The following is a 21,695-nucleotide window of genomic DNA, read 5'->3' as shown; positions in this document are numbered from 1 at the left end:
CCCTTAGATTAAATTAAATCCTTGTAATCAAATGACTAAAGCATTACGTAAGTTTATTATTTCATGTTTGATTGCCGTATTATTTTTCCCGGCCCTTCATGCACAGCAAACATTAATAGATACAGATCCATTAGAAATTTACAACAATGCATTTGAATTATATACCCAAAAGAAATTCAATGCGGCAATTGTTCAGTTTAAAAACTATTTAAACCATGGTGATGATTATCTGTTAAAAGCGCGATCGCAATACTACATTGCTATGAGCGCCAAGGAGTTGAACATGACCAATACCGAAGAGCTTTTTCTGGATTATCTTGAAAAATATCCTGAACAAAACAAGGATTTCACGGTTTTCTTTGAATTGGGAAAGTTTTATTTTTACAAAAAGAAATATGAAAATTCACTTGAATATCTTGTCAAACTTGAAAATCCAAGGCAACTAGGCAAGGATGATTTATTTGAATATTACTACATGCTTGGCTATTGTTATTTCAGGGATGATAACTTAAACAAAGCCTTATCCGCTTTTAATAAAATTGATAATGCACCAAATGCTTATCGCCATATTGCACTTTACTACATTGGCTATATTCATTATCAAAATGGAAAATATGATAAATCATTGGAGAAGTTTTTAGCTATTCAGGACGATAATAATTTCAAAAAAATAGTCCCAGCCTATATCACTCATATTTTTCTGAGTTTGAACAAGTTTGATAACGCAATCGCATTTGGAGAAGACGCACTTAAAATGTCAAATGTTGAACGTGCAACAGATATTAAGTCATATATGGCAGAGGCTTATTTCCAGCAAAAAGAATATGCAAAGGCAATTATATATTATGATGAACTCAAGAATTCAAATCATAAATTCACTGAAAGCGATCATTATAGTTATGGATATTGTCTTTTTAAAAACACGGAATTTTCCAAAGCCATTAAAGAGTTTACGTTCATTAATATCGAGGAAACTAAATTTGGTCAAAACATTTCCTATTTATTGGCAACAGCCTATTTGGCAACAGAAGACATGTATAAAGCTCGAAATATGTACAGTTTTGTTGCTAAACTTAATTTCGACAAAAAAATACAGGAAATTGCTGCTCTCAATTATGCTAAATTATCCTATGAATTGGGCTTTGATAGGGAAGCCATTACCGCTTTAAAAGCTTTTATCAAGGATTATCCCTCATCATCCTATCAAGATGATGCAAAAACATTAATGAGTCAAATCCTTGAAAACACAACCAACTATAAAGAAGCTATTGCCATTATTGAAAGCCTTTCCAACCGAAATGAAGCCTTAGGCAAATCCTATCAAAAACTAACCTATTATTATGGACTGGCTTTTTTCCAAAATAAAAACTATGACAAAGCAAAAGTCAATTTAGTAAAATCAATACGCACTGATAAAGACAAAAAGATTAAAGCATTGGCTTATTTCTGGTTAGGAGAAAGTTATTTCCAACTCAAGGAATATGATTTTGCACAAAGAGAGTATAAGAATTTTTTATGGATCAGTGAATCAAGAAAAACTCCTTATTACAGTATTGCTTATTACAATATTGCTTATACTTATTTCAAGCAAGAAAAATTTAATGATGCTCGTGTAAATTTCGACAAATATGTTAGTCTGGAATCGACAAGTAATAATTCGAATCGATATAATGATGCTATTATTCGAACAGCAGACTGCTATATGGCTCAAACCAACTATGCTGATGCCATAAACTATTATAATAAAACAATCAACAACCGCAAGCAGGAAGTTGATTATGCCATGTTCCAAAAAGCTACCATATTGGGCCTTCAAAACAAAGATGATGAAAAACTGGCCACATTAAAAGACCTGAGTGTTCGATTCAAAGACTCACCTTATTTAGATGATGCTTTATTTGAAATTGGCAATATGCTTTTTATGAGTGGCAAGTTTGCACAGTCTCAAAACAAATTCAATTACTTGATACAGGAATTTCCAAGAAGTCCATATTATACATCTGCCTTACTTAAAATAGGGCAAGCCAACTATAATTTGAATAATATCGATAATGCCCTGGATCAATTTAAAGCGATTATCAATCAATATCCATACTCAGAAGAAGCCAAAGAAGCTTTTAATGCTTTACGAGAAATTCTGATTGATCAGGGAAAAGGTGATGAAGTACTTCCATATGCACCTAAAACGAGTCTTACAAAATCATTTAAAGACTCTACTATTTACCATTCGGCATTCAGCTTTGTTAAGAAGAATGAACATGCAAATGCAATAAAACAATTGGAAAACTATTTACTTCAGTATCCTGATGGCTATTTTGTGGTGAATGCCAACTATTACCTTGCTTATTCTGCAAATGCTGAAGGTCGTAAAGATTTAGCGCTTGAACATTACGAAGCTGTTAACGATATGAGTCCGAATGAATTTGTTGAAAAAGCATTAAAAGGAGCAGCAATCATCTTCTATTCCAATACAAATTATGAAAAAGCCTTGATGCGATTCAGACAATTAGAGGAAATTGCTGTTATCCGGGAAAATGTACTTTTATCTGCATTGGGACAAATGAGATGTCATTATAAATTACTGGAATTTCAACAATGTATCGACATGGCTGACAAAGTCCTCAATTTAGCCTATGCCAGCATTGATCACAAAATAGAAGCCCATTATTATTCCGGCAAATCAAATTTGGAGCTGTCGCAATTGGATAAGGCCATGGCTTCCTTTACTCAAGTATATAGCAATAACAGTGGAAATATTGGTGCTGAATCAAAATATCTAACGGCTTATATTTTTTATTTAAAAGAAGATTACGATGAAGCTTTAAATACAGTACTAGCGCTGAAAGATGATTTTTCAAATAATGACTATTATGTTGCTAAAGGTTTTATTTTGCTGGCCGATGTTTTTGTAAAAATGGGTGATTTCTTTCAGGCAAAATCTACTTTGCAAAGTATCATTGACAATTTCCCAGATGAGGGAATAAACAAATTGGCCTCAAACAAACTTGCCGAAATAATTCGGCTGGAAAAAAGTCTGGAACAAACAAATCCTGATGAAGATGAAAACGAAATTGAAATTGATAGCGACAATTAATATTACAGCCATGATGCACATGAAAACAACTAAACCGATATCGAAGATAGTTTTACTGATTGGACTTCTTATTCCATTCTTATCTGTAGCTCAGGATAGTAACTCTATTTTTACAGGCTCACAAGAGATAGTGAGAGATTATATTCCAAAATTCAGGGATGCTATTAAATTAGATGTTATACCCGTTAACGAAAAGGTTGAAATTAATAAACCAGAAATAACTTATCGGGTAACATCATCCTTGTTTCCTGTGGAAAGAGAACTGATAGAAAAACTACCTGCTATGCGATTAGTAAGGCCAAAACGAGTTAAATTAAACCATTATTACCTGAAAGGCGGATTTGGCAATTACAATAATATAATTGTAGAAGGTGTATTTAATACAACCAAATTGCGAGACAGATCTTTAAGTATTCATGCACTACATAATTCCGGAAAAGCGACAGTAAAACAATCCAATGTATCAGAGCAATTATTCGAAATTGATGGACATAAGGATTTTAGAAAAAACACGCTTTCGGGAAAAGTGTTTGTTGAAAACAATCGACACCATCAATATGGTTTTGATCCACTTGAAAATGTAGATTTCGACACATTAAATGCTGAACAAATAAGGCAGAACTTTTTAGATGCTGGCTTCCATTTGAATCTGACCAATGAACTAACTAAACGCAGTAAAATCCGATATTGGACCAATGTCTCATTTTATAACTTCCGCGATTACGAACGATTAAATGAAAGCGCAATATCATTTAATGGAAAAATCGAACAGTATTTCAAAGAAAATCCCATTCGATTTGAAGCAACTGTTAATCAATATTTTATTAGCTCAAATCCCAGCTTGTCGCGAACCTATTTTGATGTAAACGCAAACTACATGTTTATCCGTGACAATTTTGTCGCTGAAATAGGTTTTGATGCACCAACTGAAATAGACAGTATTGGATCTCAAACACACTTCTATCCTATTCTGAAAATTGAAGGACGATTAGCAAGCAATTTCCTTTATGGTTTTGCCGGAATCAAAGGAGGCCTACAAGAAAATACCTATAAAAGTCTGGCTTATGAAAATCCGTTTATAGCCTCCAATTTTACTTTGAAAAACACGAATAATAAGCTTGAACTATTTGCGGGTTTAAAGGGTAGTGTGCATGAAAAATTCAGGTATAATACAAGTTTCTCTCATCAAACCATCGAAAACTTGTTGATGTTTATTAATGACTCAACTCATTCCGAACGATTTTTAACACTCTATGATTCGTCTGCAGTCAATCTTATAAAATTACATGCTGAGATAGAATTAAATGTCATTAACAATTTACAATTATTTGCTGCAGTTAATTACTACCAATATAATAAAGCAAATAGCAGTTTTGTAGCTTGGCATATGCCTGATGTGGATTTTAAATTCTCAGCAAAATATCATATTCAACATAAAGTGTATTTTAACATCGATTATTTCTTAATTGGACAAAGAAGTACCGTGGATTGGAATACACTAAGTGTTCCTCCTTTTGGACCTAATATTTTATTGAAGCCAATCAACGATATCAATGTTGGTATTACCTATAAATTCTCAGATAAATTTGGCTTGTTCTTTCAGTTCAACAATATTTTAAACAATAAATACAGCTATTGGAACAATTATAATCTGAGAGGTTTTCATTTCTTAGCAGGTGCAAAATTGAATTTATAACATATAACATTTGGCTGTCATGGCATATCTTTTGACTTTATAAAAGAATGCAAAGAATTCTTTTCATAAGCATATTTCTAATTTTAAGTTCAGTCGTAAAAGGGCAAGAATTTAAAATACTTCCCGCAATTATTTCCAATGGAGATACATGTGCATACATTCAACTCCCTGAATTTCATGTGAGTGCCCGGATGTCATCTAAAATGAGAAGATGGTATAAACGTAATAGCAGACTTGTTCGAAATATGCGTGTTGTCATGCCTTATGCAAAACTAGCCAGTGCACGTTTATTGGCTATTGACAGATCTTTAATGGGCATTCAGGATGAGAAATTAAGAAAACAATTTTACAAAGAACAAGAGCAACAACTGATTAGCGAATTTGAAAATGATATTCGAAAAATGACTTTTTCTCAAGGGAAACTCCTCATTAAACTTATTGACAGAGAAACAGGAAAAACATCTTATACCATAATTCATGATTACCGAAGCGGCCTAACTGCTGCATTTTGGCAGGGATTAGCCAGAGTTTTTGGTTATAATTTGAAGGAAAGTTATAATCCAGCCAAAGAAATAGAAATCGAAACAGCCATTCGATTATTAGGTTACGAATAGCCAAAAAAAAACCCCGATGAAAACATCAGGGTTCTTTATATATCTGTTAAATTACTTTTTATCTGAATCAGCTTCTTTATTTACTTTTTTTGCAGCTGGTTTTTTAGCTTTTTTCACTTCCTTTTTAGGTTCATCTTTTACTTCAACGATTTCTTCTTTTACCTCTTTAATCGTTTCTTCTACTTCAGCAACAGCCTCTTCAACTTTCTCAACTTCCTTTGCTGCTTTTTCAACTTTTACTTCAGGACCCCAATTTTCAGGTTTTACAAATCCCTTAACAGTACTCTTTTTAAGCAATGTCTTTCTTTTGGCGATTCTGTCCATTAATCTCATCCCTTTCCTAGTCAAACTATTCGTAGTCATATCTCAAAATTTTGTGCAAAAATAAGATTATTTTTCAAACATTACGATCTAAATAACAAATTGATTTGTTACAAATAGAAAATATATTGAATATTATCCTGCAAATCACTGATTAACAAATCTTTTCCTTGGGTTAACTGCTCTATAATGTCCGATTGTGCATTTTTCACTTTCACCATACATACCTGATCGAAAACTTCAATATGATAATATTTACTTAACTGCACCATTACTTTCAATATCAATTCAGGAAAATTATTTAAACAAAGATATTGAGCTTGATCGATAGTGGCTTGAAAATTTAATACCATATGATTGTCACGAATGCAATCGGAAATCTGCTCTTTTTCCGGATCCGATAATTCTTCATTTGTTTTGGACTGTATTTTTAAAAGGTATTTATGAAATCGATGAATGATAATAGGAATATGGGCAATTGGTTCAGCCGAATCATGTATTATACTTCCCTTTTCTGCAGCTAAATCAAATTGCCTTACCTCTAAGGGTATATTTAAGGATTGTAAGGGAGTAATTGAATTATGGTGTAAAACTTTGGCTCCCAATTGGGTAAGCTCGAGTGCATCTTGATAAGTAAGCTCAGGAATTAATAGTGCATGAGGGTAGTTTTTAGGATCGGCATTGTATACTCCTTTCACATCTTTCCACACAACCACTTGTTCCGATTTCGTATAATTACCCAATAATGCAGCCGTGTAATCGGATCCTTCTCTTCCAAGAGTAGTTGAAAAACCATCAATTGTTGATCCTATGAAACCTTGGGTTATCATTAAATTCGCTTCACTACTAGCAACAAAGTCAACTACATTTTCTCTTGAAAGCGTCTCAATAATTGCTGCATTTCTGAATAAGTTCGAAGTTTTTAAATATTCTCTGATATCAAACCAGGTGTTTTCCAAACCTTTTTGGTTCAAATATTCGCTTATTAACTTACTGGAAATCAATTCACCATAGCACACAATTTGATCGTATAAAAAATCAAAATCTTTATCTTCATTCGATACAAATGTTTTCAATATTTCATCAAACAAACTGTTGACCTCTTGTTTAATAGGAAGGTCGTCAGTATACCGCAGTGCTTGAATCACTTCTAAATGAAAACTTTTTATTTTTTCCAAAGAAACATAAAACTGCTTTTTGTCATGCAAAAACTCACTTATCAGCTTTTCTAAGCTATTCGTTGTTTTATTGATTGCAGATAAAACAACTATTATTTTCTCATTTTGATACTGCTGCAGGATTAAATGTAATTTCTCAATTGCATGTGCATCCTGAATTATTCCTCCCCCAAATTTAAATACTTGCATACTCCTCTTGTATTATGCTTAAAAAATTACAATTTCACCGAAATTGATAAAATAATAGAGATATTTGTAGTGCAAAAATAAAAAAGAAAAATGCTTCGAGAGGTTAAAACACTAAATCAGTTTATCGTAGAACGTCAGTCAGACTTCGAATATGCAAAAGGTGAGCTTTCAAGCTTGCTGAGTGATATCGCAACAGCCGTTAAGATTATTAATAGAGAGGTAAATAAAGCAGGCCTTGTAAATATACTTGGTTCAGCAAATGAAATTAATGTTCAGGGCGAAGAAGTGAAAAAGCTGGATGTGTATGCCAACGAAATGCTTATTATTGCTTTAAGCTCTGGAGAAGATTGCTGTGTAATTGCATCTGAGGAGAACGAGGATATAGTCGAAGTTCCTACACAGAATAATGTCCAACCTGCTAAATATGTTGTTGTTTTCGATCCATTAGATGGTTCGTCAAATATTGATGTGAATGCTTCTATTGGAACCATTTTCGGTATTTACAGAAGAGTATCAGATGGTGAGGGAAGTGGTAAACAAGAAGATTGTTTGCAAAAAGGCAGAAATATAGTGGCAGCTGGTTATGTAATTTATGGATCATCAACCATGTTGGTTTATACAACCGGAAATGGTGTTAATGGTTTTACCCTTGATCCATCCATTGGAGAGTTCTGTTTGTCTCACCCAAAAATAACATTACCTGAAAAAGGCAATATTTATTCATTAAACGAAGCTAATTTTTCAGACTTCTCGGAAGGATTAAAGAAATACATTAACTATTTAAAAAGTGATGCTACGGATGAAATGGGGAAATTTTCAGCTCGCTATATTGGGACACTCGTTGCTGATATTCACCGTAATTTATTAAAAGGAGGGATATTTATATATCCAGGATCAGTAAAAGCTCCTGAAGGCAAATTGCGATTGATTTATGAAAATAATCCAATGGCTTTTTTAATTGAGCAAGCAAATGGTAAAGCAACTGATGGACAAGGCATCAACATTTTAGACATACAACCAAATGATCTTCATCAGCGAACACCCCTATTTATAGGTAATACAGAATTGGTTGATTTAGCGGAAGAATTTATTAAAAGATACGGTTGATCAATCAAATGCTGTCTTTTTGTCATCTTTTCTCTGCATCTTTCTTTTTGTCTTCTTATTTGATAGTCAATTATCCACAAGTATTGCATCTTATCGATTAAATATATTAATAAGGAAATCAATACTTTTGCATCAAAATAACGCTAAACTATTGTGAATGATTAGTAAAGTAAATGAACAGGATTTAGAAATTCTAAAAAAATCGATAATAAAGGGTATGCTTGACAAGAAGGCAAGTAATATTACAAGCATTGACCTGCGAAAAGGAAACAACAGTTTAGCCGATCTGTTTATTGTTTGCCACGGTACATCAAATCGACAAGTGGAAGCCATAGCAGAAAACGTTGAAGAAGAAGTATTCAAAACTACTGGTGAGAAAGTAAAGCATAAAGAAGGCTATACAAATAAGGAATGGATATTGCTCGACTATTTCGACATTATTGTACACGTTTTCAGCGAAGAAAAGAGAGAATTTTTTGCCCTTGAAAAATTATGGGGTGATGGCGAAATTGAAGTTCATGCATCTGAGAATATTATCATATAAATCTTATGACAAATAAACAAGAAAGTCCAGAAAAGAAAGTTAATCCTACAAATCCGGACAAAAAAAACCCTAAGAAGTTTAATTTTTATTGGATTTATGCAGTGATTGCCTTGCTTTTGTTTGGTACTTATTTTTTCCCAAGTGATTTCACAAAAGACACCTATTGGGTGCAGGTGGAAGAAATGATTATTAATAAAGACGTTGAAAAATTTGAAGTCATCAACAATCAGGAAGTACTGGTTTACATTAAAAAAGATGCTTTAGAAAGCGAACGACATGACAAACTCAATGAGAAGGCTATCAGAAAAAGCGCTGAAGGACCACATTATAAATTTAATGTGCCCGATTCCAAAGAATTTCAAATTGATGTTCAAAATTTAGAAAAAGAATACACCCTTGATAAAATTCCAATTTATTATAAGAATAAGGAAAACTGGGGACGTGAAGTGTTTAGCTGGATTATCCCCATTGGATTAATGGTTCTACTTTGGATATTTATTATGAAAAGGTTCCAGGGTGGTGGAGCAGGCGGAAGTCAGATTTTCAATATTGGTAAAAGCAAAGCAACATTATTTGATAAAGATACCAAAGTAAACGTTACCTTTAAAGATGTTGCAGGTTTGGAAGAAGCAAAAGTGGAAGTTGTTGAAATTGTTGATTTCCTCAAAAACCCAAAAAAATATACAGATTTAGGCGGTAAAATTCCAAAAGGTGCATTATTGGTAGGCCCTCCAGGCACAGGTAAAACTCTTTTGGCAAAAGCCGTTGCAGGCGAAGCCAGCGTTCCATTCTATTCACTTTCAGGTTCTGATTTTGTTGAAATGTTTGTTGGTGTTGGAGCATCTCGTGTACGAGACTTATTTAACCAAGCCAAAGCTAAAGCCCCATGCATTATATTTATTGATGAAATTGATGCCATTGGTCGAGCACGAGGTAAGACAATTGCTCCAGGCGGTAATGATGAAAGAGAAAGCACCTTAAATCAGCTGTTGGCAGAAATGGATGGATTCTCATCTAATTCAGGTATTATCATACTAGCAGCAACCAACCGACCAGATGTATTGGATTCTGCCCTATTAAGACCAGGACGATTCGACAGACAGATTTCCATCGATCGACCAGATTTAAAAGGTCGTATCCAGATTTTTAATGTGCATTTGAAACCATTAACAAAACTGCATACCAATGTTAAATCGGAACGCCTTGCTGAACAAACACCCGGATTTGCTGGTGCTGAAATTGCCAATGTTTGTAATGAAGCGGCCCTAATTGCTGCTCGTAAAAATAAAGACATTGTTTCAATGCAGGATTTTCAGGATGCCATCGATCGTGTAATTGGAGGATTGGAAAAGAAAACCAAAATCATTTCTCCTGAAGAAAAGAAAATTGTTGCTTATCATGAAGCAGGTCATGCAATTATTGGCTGGTATCTCGAGCACACATCCCCATTATTAAAAGTATCTATAGTCCCAAGAGGTTATGCTGCATTGGGTTATGCTCAGTATCTTCCAAAAGAACAATATCTGTATACAACAGAGCAAATTCTGGATACCATGTGCATGTCGCTTGGCGGAAGAGCTGCTGAAGAATTAAAATTCGGAAGAATCTCAACCGGAGCACAAAACGATTTGGAAAGGGTAACAAAAATGTCATACGACATGGTTACGATTTATGGAATGAACGATAAACTCGGACATGTTTCTTTCCATGATCCACAGAAAGAGTATAGTTTCCAAAAACCTTATAGTGATAAAACTGCTGAAACTATTGACGAAGAAGTACGTAAGATCATTGAAACAAGCTATCAAAGATCACTTGCATTGTTAAAAGAGAAAGTTGAAGCCTTTGAAAAAATCGCCAATGTTTTACTTGAAAAAGAAACAATTTTCCAAAGCGATATTGAGAAGCTTATTGGCAGTAGACCTTTTGAAACAGAAGCAGAAGCAGAAGCAAAGAACAGATCAAATGCAGAAACTGCTGAATATTTAGAAGAAGAAGAAGCGAAAGCAGAGGAAATTCAGGAAGAAGTTGTTGTTGAAGAAAACAAGGAAGAAACTACTGAAACTGCTGAATCAGAAGATAAAACAGAATAATTCATGAGTATTCGCTTATTCATAACAGGTGGTACTTTCGATAAAGAATACAACGAATTGAATGGAACCTTGTATTTCAAGGATAGTCATTTAAAGGAAATGCTAGAATTAGGTAGATCGAAAGTAGATGTGCAGATAAGAACCCTAATGATGATTGATAGTTTAGAGATGGATGAATCTGACAGGGAAATCATACTTACCAACTGCAGAAAAACACCAGAAGATAAAATTGTCATTACACACGGTACCGATTCCATGGTTGAAACGGCCAATTTCCTCGCTCAGGCTAAATTAGAAAAGACCATTGTGCTAACCGGAGCCATGATCCCTTATAAATTTGGAAGTTCAGACGGCCTTTTTAATTTAGGCAGCTCTTTGGCATTTGTTCAATGTCTTCCTAAGGGAGTATATATATCCATGAATGGCCGATATTTTGCACATGATAACGTACAGAAAAACAGACAAAAAGGGGAATTTGAGGAGCTAAATAATTTTTAACACACAATTGATAATAATTGTATATTTAGCGCGTTTTAAAATAGAGCAAAAAATTAAAATTTACTGAATTGATCACATTAATTCTTATCACACTTTTGAAGAAATTGGGCATCGACCAGAAAACAATAATGGTCTTTGTTAGTCTTCTAGCTTTGTTCATTAGCATGTACAGCAAAGCCAAGCTACCTTTAATGATGTAAATTTCACACGCTTTTTTTAGGCTGATTCACCCATTAATTCTATTTTTATCCTTTCTTAATAATTCGTTCAGCAGACGTGAATCTTCTTATCATGAGAATTAAGTTACTACCATTATTACTGGTGTTTGTTCTTTGTTATAATCCTATTTATTCCCAGAATATTCTATCTCCAAAAGAGCTTGCAAAAGCCAAAGAATATAGGAATTGGAAAGATGCCATTGACAAGCCTTTAAAAGTTCACAAACTAAACCTCAAGCGTAGTAAACTTTCAGAACTTCCAAGAGAAATTGGGAAATTTAAGAATTTGCAAATACTTGAATTGGGTTCTAACAAATTTAAGGTACTACCTCGTGAGCTTGGAAGACTTAAAAAGCTACAATATCTGGGCTTATCCTATAGTCGAAATTTAAACATCAACAAAGCAATGCCTGTGATTGTGAAGCTTAAGTTATTGGAGAATATTGACTTAAGTGATAATCAGCTAAAGCAACTCCCAAGAGATATTGCACGGCTTAAGAATTTAAAACAAATCAATTTATCCTATAATAAAAACATCAATACTCGTCAGGTTTTAAGTATTCTTAGTCGATTGGATCAATTAGAAATATTGATGCTGGCTGAAAACAATATCAAAACACTTCCTGAAAGTATTGTTAAAATGCAAAACCTTAAAGAATTGCATCTACAATTCAATCCAATTAACGAAGCAGAAAGAAAGAATCTCATAACCCTCTTACCCAATACGAAAATTATTTTTTAGGATATGAAATCCTATCCGACAAAATATTACATTCGATTTCTTACGTACCTTGTATTTTCCTTATTCATTCTTTACTATCGTATCAAAAAGAAATTACCCTCTGAGGTCAAAAAGCTTAAATCACCTTATTTGCTTTTGAGCAATCATGTTGGTTTTTGGGATCCTTTTATTGCAGGTCATTTCTTGCCAAAGTTCACTCATTTTGTATCTTCTGATGCTGCATTTCGTCACAAAACAACGAATTTCTTTCTCACTCGCCTTGGTACCATTGCGAAGAAGAAAAATATGCGTGATACCCAGGTTATCCGTGATATTATTTCAGTCATTCAACAAGGTGAGAATGTGGGTATTTTTCCTGAGGCGGTTCGGAACTGGGCTGGTTCAAGTTTTAAAATGGACAAATCCATTGTCAAATTAATAAAGCTGTTAGATGTTCCTGTAGTAGTTTCCATCTTAAAAGGAATGAATTTATTCAATCCCAGATGGTCGAAGAAAATTAGAAAAACGAAAGTTGAAGTAGAATACATATTGCTACTAAATAAAGAAGAAGTTCACAAATTATCGGAAGAAGAAATATTTGCTCGATTACAAAACACCTTAAAACATGATGAAGTAGCCTATCAAAAGAAAAACAAAAACATAATTCATTTAGATCGTAAGGCAGAGCATATTAATCACGCCTTATATCTTTGTCCTGATTGTCATGCTATTGATCCGTTCAGAGTGGGTGGGAATAGTTTCACATGCTGCAATTGCAATTACGATATACACATTAACGACTATGGTTTCTTTGAAAGAATCAGTACAGGAAAGCTCCATTTTGATAATATTCGAGATTGGTATTACTGGCAAGAAAAGTATCTTTTAGAGGACATACAAAAGAAGTTTGAAATTGGATATCAGGATTGCTTGTTTGAAGACAAAGGATCAAAAATTTATTATGGAAAAGAAGACGCTGATTTGCAATCTATTGGTCAGGCAGATGTAAAATTGTTTATGGACAGAATTGATCTGTGTTTTCAGGAAAATAGCAAGCAAATTACATTCAATTTCAATGATTTACAAGCGATTAATCCACAAGTTCACGAAAGACTTGAAATCTATTATAAAAATGAACCTTATCGGATTATAGGATCGCGTGAAGGCGTATCTGCCCTGAAATGGGAAGTTGCTGTAAATGCAATTTGGAAAAAACTAGGGCAAGAAAATAAGTTATCGCCCTATATTAACATGTAATACAAAATCGAATCTAATCTTCATGCTCCTCATCGTTATCTTCATCATTGTCATCACCATCTTGATTGTCATCTTCATCTTCTTCTTCAACAAAAAGGATTTTACCACTATTGTCAATCCCTATTTCATATTCCATTTCGCCATTTTCAATTTCCAGCTCAAAATAGGTAATTTCAGAAGTTTCTACTTCCTCAGCCTCTTCAATTTTGAAATCAGGGTAATCTGTATTTATTTTTGCAATAACTGCAGCAGGTAAATCCTTGACATCTACTTCTTTCTCGGTTTGCATCCAGAATCCATCCATATCGAATTCAGCTTCAAACTCAACATTATCTAATTTAAACTCTGCTATATAAATCGTATTTTCTTTTTCCCATTCAATAGATTTAGCATTAGCATATTTAGTTGCAAATGCATCTAATACTACTTTTGGAACTTCAATAGAAGACTCATCCTCATTTGAAAAAATATTTCCTTCACTGCATGAAAAAAATGAAAGTCCCAATAATAGGATCGCAATAACTTTAAATGATTTCATCGTTTTTTGTATTTGTTTGATCAAAGTTACGACTAAAATCGCAGGCATAGCTTTATTAACTATTTTCAGTAAGCATTTTAATTCATATTCACTGCTATTTAATAACGTTTTAGTGCAGATATCATTCATAAGCTTAATTTGCCTACATTTGCCGCTTAAGTCACACCTTATGTGTAGCCTTAATTGCTAAATTATTGCACTATCAGTCTTTCTGCATGTATGAAGCATATGTGTAAAGACCAGATAAATTATTTGGTAGAAAGCTACACAAATCATTTAAACAAAACGAAAACAAAGACAAAACCAGATATCTGGTTTGTAAACTATTACATTAACATTATAATAATTATATGAATTTTAGATCATTAGACATAATAGAACCTATTTTAAAAGCTGTTGAAGAAGAAGGTTATACTACTCCAACACCTATACAAGCTCAATCTATCCCAATTATATTAAAAGGAACAGACCTGCTAGGCTGTGCACAAACCGGAACTGGCAAAACAGCCGCTTTTGCCATCCCAATTTTACAATTATTAAAAACAAAAAAATCACACCAGAAAAAAAGAGTCATACGGAGTTTAATTGTCACTCCAACCAGAGAGCTAGCCATTCAAATTGGTGAAAGTTTTAATGCATATGGACGACATACGCAGCAACGCTGCTCGGTTATATTTGGTGGAGTCAATCAAAATCCGCAAACAAGAGCACTACAATATGGAGTTGACATTCTTGTTGCAACACCAGGCCGATTATTAGATCTTATGAACCAAGGCTTTATAAGTCTTTCAGATGTTGAGATTTTAGTACTTGATGAAGCTGATCGTATGCTCGATATGGGTTTTATTCATGATGTAAAAAGAATTATATCTGCACTACCAAAACGCAGACAATCCCTATTCTTTTCAGCTACGATGCCTATTGAAATCACAAAGTTGGCCGCTACAATTTTACATCATCCTAAAAAAGTGAGTGTTACGCCTGTTTCTTCAACTGTAGATATCATCAAGCAATATGTTTACTTTGTAGATAAAGGGAATAAAAATGCTTTATTGATTGATATTTTAAAGGATGATAATATCAAAACAGCCTTGGTGTTTACTCGTACCAAACATGGTGCAGATAAAGTGGTTAAAGTTCTGAAAAGAAGTAATATTACTGCTGAAGCTATTCATGGCAACAAAGCACAAAATGCAAGACAAAATGCATTAAAGAACTTCAAGAAGCAAACAACGCGTGTATTAGTGGCAACAGATATAGCTGCCCGAGGAATTGATATTGATGAATTAGAATTTGTTTTCAATTATGACATATCCAATATTGCAGAAACCTATGTCCACCGCATTGGACGAACAGGTAGAGCTGGAGCAAAAGGAACAGCTATCTCCTTTTGTATGGCAGAAGAAAAACCTTATTTGCAGGATGTCGAGAAATTAATCTCCAAAAAGTTAGTTGTTGTTGATGATCATGATTATCCGCTGATAGATCATAATCCTGTAAAAGCTATTAAACAGCCACGTCCTCCAAGGCGTAATCCTGTGCAGGCAAATCCAAAGTTTACTGCAAATAGTTCACCCAGAAAGAGATTTAATAGAGCCAGAGCATTTTAAACATTCATTTATATATTTAAACAGAAAAGAAATCAGGTTTATTAGTATAATCAAGATTTACTAAATGAGGTTGTCGAATTTAAAAGGAGATATTTTTGGAGGCTTAACAGCTGGAATAGTTGCCTTACCCTTGGCATTGGCTTTTGGTGTTCAATCAGGATTGGGTGCTAGCGCAGGTTTATATGGAGCAATTGTATTGGGTTTGATTGCTTCAATTTTAGGGGGAACAAAAACTCAAATTAGTGGTCCAACAGGACCAATGACAATATTATCAGCGACTGTTGTTGCTCTAGCTATTTCAAAATATGGAGACATTGAACATGCCTGGGGAATCATTATCCTGACATTTCTGTTGGCAGGCGCATTTCAAATTATTTTTGGCATTTTAAAAATTGGGAAATACGTAAAATACATCCCCTATCCTGTTCTATCGGGTTTTATGAGCGGAATTGGCGTAATTATTATTATTTTCCAGGTATTCCCCCTTTTAGGATTGACTTCTCCTGTCAGAATTATGGATGTTGTTAAAGAACTTCCACAAGCCTTGAGTATCACCAATAACACATCTGTATTATTAGCATTAGGAACAGTTTTAATCATTTACCTTTTCCCAAGAATTACAAAAGTCGTCCCAAGCACATTGGTTGCATTGCTGATCATTACCCTTGTAAGTGTTCTTTTCTCTCTCGAAACTCCTGCAATTGGAACAATGCCTACAGGCCTTCCTTCAATTAAAATATCTGCCTTAGGAGGCATCAACCTTTCTGATTTAAGTTTAATTTTAATACCTGCTATTACATTAGCAGGCTTGGGTACAATTGACACCTTATTAACTTCAGTTGTTGCCGATAATATAACCCGAACCAAGCATAAAAGTAATCAGGAGCTTATTGGTCAGGGAATTGGTAATATGCTGGCATCTCTTTTTGGTGGAATACCTGGAGCTGGGGCAACCATGCGAACTGTAGTAAATATTAAATCAGGTGGTCATTCAAAATTATCAGGTGTCATACATGCTCTGCTATTATTGTTAATTGTTTTAGGATTAGCAAAATATGTTGCATTCATACCACTGGCTGCTCTGGCAGGTATTTTAATTACTGTTGGTATAAGTATCATTGATTTGAAAGGTTTAAAAAGCATTTTTCTTATCCCTAAATCAGATGCACTTGTGTTAATTACGGTTCTTTTTCTAACCGTTTTTGTCGATTTATTACAAGCTGTTGGCATAGGTATGGTGATTGCGTCTGTCATATTTATGCGTAAAGCAAGTGATATGGTAGAGCATAATACATCACTTGACAAAGTTGACAAATACGACAGAGAAATAGCCTGGGAAGATGAGTCAAATCTGGACTTAAATAAATGGAAAAATGTTTATATCAAACGATTTGATGGACCTATATTTTTTGGTGTAGCGGCTAAAATACTTGATCGTATAAACAAAATACCCACTGATGCAAAAGTGATCATTTTCAGGATGAAGCAAGTTCCATTTATTGATCAAACAGGTTTACACGCTCTCGAAGAAGTTATTAAAGAAATGCAAAAAATGGGCATTGTTGTCGTTTTTACAATGACACAAGCACAACCACTTTATTTACTTAAAAGAAACCGATTTGTCCCGAATATTATTCCTGAAAAATATTTATTTAAAAGTATTGACGCCTGTGCTGAATGGCTCAAAGAATATGATCAAGAAAGCAAAAACGACTCATAAGTATGACGATAGGAACAAATAGAAAGGACATCCAAATTGGTCTGGAAGTAGAGATTGTGCAAAAGCAGCATCAGCGAACAGGCGAACTCACCAATGGAATTGTAGAACGAATTCTTACAAAATCACCAAATCATCCTCATGGGATAAAAGTATTGCTTGATACAGGAGAAGTTGGTCGGGTGAAGAATATTATTGAATAGCATAGACTATTCCAACCTCCTCAATGCCCCCAAATCATGCATATAGATCATTCTAATAGGAGAATCATCCTATGAAATATAGTTATGAATTAATTTAGAAATTTATTCAAGTATAAAATTGTTTACTAGCTAAAAGCACATAATAATCCTTTTTTTTATCATAATTAAATAAGTGATCAATCTGTACTATAATAAATGCTGATAATAATGCTAAATTGCATACTAGATTAATTAAAAAAAATTGAACTACTATGAAATTCAAAAAGCTCAAAAGTTCTCTGACTGTTATAACAATACTATTTTCCATTACTCTTACTTATAGTCAAGACTGGATTAATTACAGCAGTTTTAAAACCATAACATCAATATCTGCATATGACAATAATTTATTGGTAAGTACCAATGGAGGAGCGGTTTCTATTGATTTAGATAAAGATAAAAAAACTTATTTTAATAGAGCCAATGCTAAATTTCATTGGAATTACATAAGACATTCCTATGCTGATAAAGATAAGAATTTATGGTTTATCAACTTATTTAGTGGACTTGTTAAGTACAACGGTTCGAAGTGGACTACATACAATACAACTAACTCTGGAATTCCAGATAACAATGTTTATGATATTAAAGATGATTTAGATGGAAATTACTGGTTAATATATAAAGACGGCTTGTGTAAATTTGATGGGAACAATTGGATTGTATACAATTCTTCAAACTCATTACTTCCAGAGAACAAAATCGTTTCGGTAGAAGTTGATAAATTAGGAACTATATGGGTAAGCACTCGAAACAGTGGTGTTGTTTCTATAAAAGGAAGTAAATGGACTATATATAATACAAGTAACTCTGGTTTACCCGGTAATACAATAATGAGTATGGCTGAAGATAATTCTGGAAACATGTGGTTCTCAGTAATGAATCAAGGTATTGTTAAGTTTGATGGTACAAATTGGACACTGTTTAACTCTTCCAATTCTGGTTTACCAAACAATAATGTTGGTGATATCGAAATATCTGGAAATGAAAAATGGGTTATTTGCAACTATGAAGTTGCTATGTTCGATGATATAAATTGGGAAGTTTATTCATATCATTCTGGTCTTCCAAATTCAAGACAATATCAAATTGAAATTACATCAAATGGAGATATATGGGTTCTGGGAGAGAAGGAGCTCTATCGTTTTCAAAAAACAAAATGGAAAGAATACTCAGTAACAAATAATCCTCTGCATGGAAATAAAATATTCGATATCGATTATGGTGCTGACAATAAAATATGGTTAAGTGAGTATGGTGATTATAAGTTTGCTGGTCAGACTGTAAGCTTCAAAGAAAAAAAATGGAATACTATTAAAACCCCTACACGCTGGATAGAACATCAAGATAAAAACACATTATGGGTTGGCCTATATGATGGTGTTGGAAGAGTTAGGGATAATAAAACTACTATTTTCGATGCTTCAAATTCTGATTTACCAGAAGAATACGTTCGCGATGCAGCAGTAGATAATCATGGTAATATGTGGTTTATAACTGAATACAATGTTTGCATGTTCGATGGTATTAACTGGCATGTTTATAATGATTCAAATACAAATCTACCAGCATTTGGACGCAATCAATCTATTGAAGTAGACGATTCTAATAACATTTGGGTAGGTTCACACCATAGTGGATTAGCCAAATATAATGGGACAAAATGGGAAATATTTGATATATATAATTCTGATATTCCTGGATCGCATGTTAATTGTATCTCATTTGATACTATAGGACATCTATGGGTAGGCTTCCAAAATTATGGAGCAGCGAAATTTAATGGAACAAGTTGGACGGTTTACGACACCATAAATTCGGATTTAGCAAGTAATGACGTTTACAGCATAAACGTTGATGACTCTAACAGGATTTGGTTTGGAACTCATGAAGGACTAGCAGTTCTTGATAATACTAATTGGACAATATTTAATATTTGGAACTCGAATATTCCTGGTAATATTATTGAAGATATTGCTTTTGATCAATTCAATAATACTTGGATAGCAACAACTCAAAATGGTATTGGAATATATAACTCTAATGGAGTGATTTTAGGAACACCTGAAGTATTTGAAGGAACAAGATTTAAAAAGGTCACAATATACCCTAATCCAGTTTCTTCGAAATTTATGATTCATTTCGAAGGAGGATTTTCTCCATCAAGAATTGAGATTTTTGATATTTATGGTAAAAGTATATTTTCAACTTTATTACATAATGCTTCAAAAGAAATAGATTTAAGCAATTTTGCTGATGGTATATACCTTTATAAAGTATATTCTCAAACTGAATTATTAGCAACTGGAAGAATTCTCAAACAATAATTATGTCGATCATATTAAGAGTAAATCACCAAATCACCCACATGGAATAAAAGTGCAATTGGATATTGGAGAAGTAGGAAGGGGCAAAAGTATTATAGAGTAAGCTTTTTATTCAATAATCTCAGCAACACACCTAAAGCCCAGCCATTTTTCAGCTTTTGAATAATTTTTTGTTTTCCCATATTCGGCAGTTAAGGCTATTCCCAATTCATTGGTCATTTCGCTAACATTGGATGATAAGAACAACATAAACTTGCCTTTAGTTTTGCTTGGCAACTGATGGAGCTTGTATTGCTCATGAAAGAAATAATCCTCGGTGTCTTTTTTCTCAAACTTTTGAGCAATTTTATATTCTTCAATGCTTGGCAAACGATATGTTACCTCCATTTTATCCTTATAAACTTCGTTCACAACTTGGGTTCTCCATTGGCAATAAACAATAGCCTGATTATAGCTGATTCCCACAATTGGGTAATTGTTGGGGACTTTGTTTGTAGGTATCAATTTGAAATCAATGCCATACACTTCCTTCCAGATTTCCAGATCAGGTAAAGCATTTTGATATTTTTCCGATTCTAATCCATATTTAAATTTTAGCCAAACAAGGTGTTCAGTCCAATCCAGGTTAGAAATTTCAGTCTGATCCATATATAATTTGTCAGAAATACCTATAGTTCCGGGTGGTTTTAAACTTCCATAATTCAGAAATGTAGAAAAGAGTATGAAAAGGCTTACTATTTTAGTCATTTGAAGTGTAAATTATTTTCAGATTAATCGTGTATTTATTTGATTCGTTTTATTAACTCCAGCTGATGTGTATATATTGCCCTTTCGCTGTTAAAAATTCCTTTTTCATCCAGATTATCTATTCTTACTTTGCCAGAAGCATGTATAATTTTTTGATCTTCCATGATGACTCCAACATGGCTGGTTCTCCCCTCTTCATTGGCAAAAAAAGCTAAATCACCAGCTATGCTCTCATTCAAATCCACTACATGACCAAACTCCTTTTGCTGATAGGCATCTCGTGGAAGTGCTATATTCGCTAGTTTAAACAGGCTTTGAACAAATCCACTGCAATCGATTCCAAAAGTGCTTCTTCCCCCCCATAAATAAGGAATGCCCAATAAGCGTTTTGCACGTTCCAGTAGAAATTCATTCGTATATGTTGGATTGGCTTGTATGACTTCGCCTCTTAAAAAAAACTCCTCATCGGCAATTTGAAAAGAGATTCCATCCCAATAAGGTAAAGGGCTTCCAAATCCTATGGTATGTTGGTTTGTATCATTTCCAACTTTCTGAAAGAAACCTGCAGCATAAACAGTTCGTTGTTTTTTGATTTCAAAATAAGTCTTTTCATCAATTGCTTTTATTTCTGAACAATCTATCCAACCTTCATAATCATCCGATAGAACTTTAATGAAATGCCAGTTTTCTTTTGTTTCAAGCACTTGATAAACTTCTCCAAACAATAGTTGCGTAATATTCTCTGACCTGTGGTCGGCTTCCTTACGTACTGGAAAATATGATAAATAAGCTATTGCGAAATTGGACATGGGTTTTGTTTGAAAAATAAATTTACAATAAGTCTTAAGACCGTTGCATGGTAAATGTGGATAAACACGAGCAAAAAACGAATCCAAGAACCTGTTAATCAGCGCGATAGATTGTATATTTGTAGTATGAAATTACAAAAAGCCCTATCATTGGCAGACAGTATTTGCGATTTAC

The 21,695-nt window shown here is 33.7% G+C and carries 19 protein-coding genes; 14 read left to right on the top strand and 5 right to left on the bottom strand.

Features of this window, described 5'->3' with window-relative positions:
- Positions 1-31: 31 nt before the first annotated feature.
- The 3 genes from HOG71_14155 to HOG71_14145 are packed head-to-tail and all read left to right on the top strand — an operon-like array spanning position 32 to position 5,404.
- Positions 32-3,094, top strand: coding sequence for a tetratricopeptide repeat protein (locus HOG71_14155; GenBank protein MBT5991990.1), 3,063 nt, complete (start codon positions 32-34; stop codon positions 3,092-3,094).
- Complete coding sequence (locus tag HOG71_14150) at positions 3,060-4,790, top strand: TonB-dependent receptor (protein MBT5991989.1); 1,731 nt, start codon at positions 3,060-3,062, stop codon at positions 4,788-4,790. Before HOG71_14155 ends, HOG71_14150 begins: the two co-directional genes overlap by 35 nt.
- 47 nt (positions 4,791-4,837) lie before the next feature.
- Positions 4,838-5,404, top strand: coding sequence for a DUF4294 domain-containing protein (locus HOG71_14145; GenBank protein MBT5991988.1), 567 nt, complete (start codon positions 4,838-4,840; stop codon positions 5,402-5,404).
- A 51-nt stretch (positions 5,405-5,455) separates the two neighbouring features.
- Here HOG71_14145 and HOG71_14140 read toward each other — a convergent pair whose 3' ends face one another.
- Together HOG71_14140 and HOG71_14135 are read right to left on the bottom strand one after the other, a co-directional pair.
- Positions 5,456-5,767, bottom strand: coding sequence for a hypothetical protein (locus HOG71_14140; GenBank protein MBT5991987.1), 312 nt, complete (start codon positions 5,765-5,767; stop codon positions 5,456-5,458).
- Positions 5,768-5,835: 68 nt separating this feature from the next.
- Positions 5,836-7,092 carry an aspartate kinase gene (locus HOG71_14135; GenBank protein ID MBT5991986.1) on the bottom strand — a complete coding sequence of 419 codons (1,257 nt, stop codon included), beginning with the start codon at positions 7,090-7,092 and terminating at the stop codon, positions 5,836-5,838.
- A 90-nt stretch (positions 7,093-7,182) separates the two neighbouring features.
- On the opposite strand from HOG71_14135, the gene fbp reads away from it, so the two are divergent.
- The 6 genes from fbp to HOG71_14105 all read left to right on the top strand — a co-directional run bounded on the left by fbp (position 7,183) and on the right by HOG71_14105 (position 13,530).
- Positions 7,183-8,199, top strand: a complete 1,017-nt coding sequence (gene fbp / locus HOG71_14130; protein MBT5991985.1) for a class 1 fructose-bisphosphatase — start codon at positions 7,183-7,185, stop codon at positions 8,197-8,199.
- Positions 8,200-8,356: 157 nt separating this feature from the next.
- Complete coding sequence (rsfS, locus tag HOG71_14125) at positions 8,357-8,743, top strand: ribosome silencing factor (GenBank protein ID MBT5991984.1); 387 nt, start codon at positions 8,357-8,359, stop codon at positions 8,741-8,743.
- A 5-nt stretch (positions 8,744-8,748) separates the two neighbouring features.
- Positions 8,749-10,836, top strand: coding sequence for an ATP-dependent zinc metalloprotease FtsH (locus HOG71_14120; GenBank protein MBT5991983.1), 2,088 nt, complete (start codon positions 8,749-8,751; stop codon positions 10,834-10,836).
- 3 nt (positions 10,837-10,839) lie between these two features.
- Positions 10,840-11,334: an asparaginase gene (locus HOG71_14115; protein ID MBT5991982.1), complete on the top strand. Its 495-nt coding sequence runs from the start codon at positions 10,840-10,842 to the stop codon at positions 11,332-11,334.
- 291 nt (positions 11,335-11,625) lie between these two features.
- A complete protein-coding gene (locus HOG71_14110) occupies positions 11,626-12,294 on the top strand; it encodes a leucine-rich repeat domain-containing protein (protein MBT5991981.1) in 669 nt (222 codons plus the stop codon).
- A 3-nt stretch (positions 12,295-12,297) separates the two neighbouring features.
- On the top strand, positions 12,298-13,530 hold the full coding sequence (locus HOG71_14105) for a 1-acyl-sn-glycerol-3-phosphate acyltransferase (protein MBT5991980.1): 1,233 nt from the start codon (positions 12,298-12,300) through the stop codon (positions 13,528-13,530).
- A gap of 13 nt (positions 13,531-13,543) precedes the next feature.
- Here the strand turns inward: HOG71_14105 and HOG71_14100 are convergent, their stop codons facing one another.
- On the bottom strand, positions 13,544-14,068 hold the full coding sequence (locus tag HOG71_14100; GenBank protein MBT5991979.1) for a hypothetical protein: 525 nt from the start codon (positions 14,066-14,068) through the stop codon (positions 13,544-13,546).
- Between the two features lie 350 nt (positions 14,069-14,418).
- On the opposite strand from HOG71_14100, the gene HOG71_14095 reads away from it, so the two are divergent.
- The 5 genes from HOG71_14095 to HOG71_14075 all read left to right on the top strand — a co-directional run bounded on the left by HOG71_14095 (position 14,419) and on the right by HOG71_14075 (position 20,067).
- Complete coding sequence (locus tag HOG71_14095; GenBank protein MBT5991978.1) at positions 14,419-15,678, top strand: DEAD/DEAH box helicase; 1,260 nt, start codon at positions 14,419-14,421, stop codon at positions 15,676-15,678.
- Positions 15,679-15,742: 64 nt separating this feature from the next.
- Complete coding sequence (locus tag HOG71_14090) at positions 15,743-17,398, top strand: SulP family inorganic anion transporter (protein ID MBT5991977.1); 1,656 nt, start codon at positions 15,743-15,745, stop codon at positions 17,396-17,398.
- Positions 17,399-17,400: 2 nt separating this feature from the next.
- The gene (locus HOG71_14085; GenBank protein ID MBT5991976.1) at positions 17,401-17,598 is read left to right on the top strand and encodes a YwbE family protein; all 198 of its coding nucleotides are present in this window, start codon (positions 17,401-17,403) and stop codon (positions 17,596-17,598) included.
- A 251-nt stretch (positions 17,599-17,849) separates the two neighbouring features.
- On the top strand, positions 17,850-19,964 hold the full coding sequence (locus HOG71_14080; GenBank protein MBT5991975.1) for a T9SS type A sorting domain-containing protein: 2,115 nt from the start codon (positions 17,850-17,852) through the stop codon (positions 19,962-19,964).
- A complete protein-coding gene (locus tag HOG71_14075) occupies positions 19,942-20,067 on the top strand; it encodes a DUF2196 domain-containing protein (GenBank protein MBT5991974.1) in 126 nt (41 codons plus the stop codon). Before HOG71_14080 ends, HOG71_14075 begins: the two co-directional genes overlap by 23 nt.
- A 5-nt stretch (positions 20,068-20,072) precedes the next feature.
- On the opposite strand, the gene HOG71_14070 is transcribed toward HOG71_14075, so the two are convergent.
- Positions 20,073-20,711: an SUMF1/EgtB/PvdO family nonheme iron enzyme gene (locus HOG71_14070; GenBank protein ID MBT5991973.1), complete on the bottom strand. Its 639-nt coding sequence runs from the start codon at positions 20,709-20,711 to the stop codon at positions 20,073-20,075.
- 35 nt (positions 20,712-20,746) lie between these two features.
- Positions 20,747-21,520 (bottom strand): C40 family peptidase, encoded by a 774-nt coding sequence (locus HOG71_14065; GenBank protein ID MBT5991972.1) that lies wholly within the window; start codon positions 21,518-21,520, stop codon positions 20,747-20,749.
- Positions 21,521-21,695: the final 175 nt, after the last annotated feature.

The sequence above is a fragment of the Bacteroidota bacterium genome, assembly GCA_018698135.1.
Lineage (GTDB): Bacteria > Bacteroidota > Bacteroidia > CAILMK01 > JAAYUY01 > JABINZ01.
This window is presented reverse-complemented; position numbering and strand designations above follow the sequence as displayed.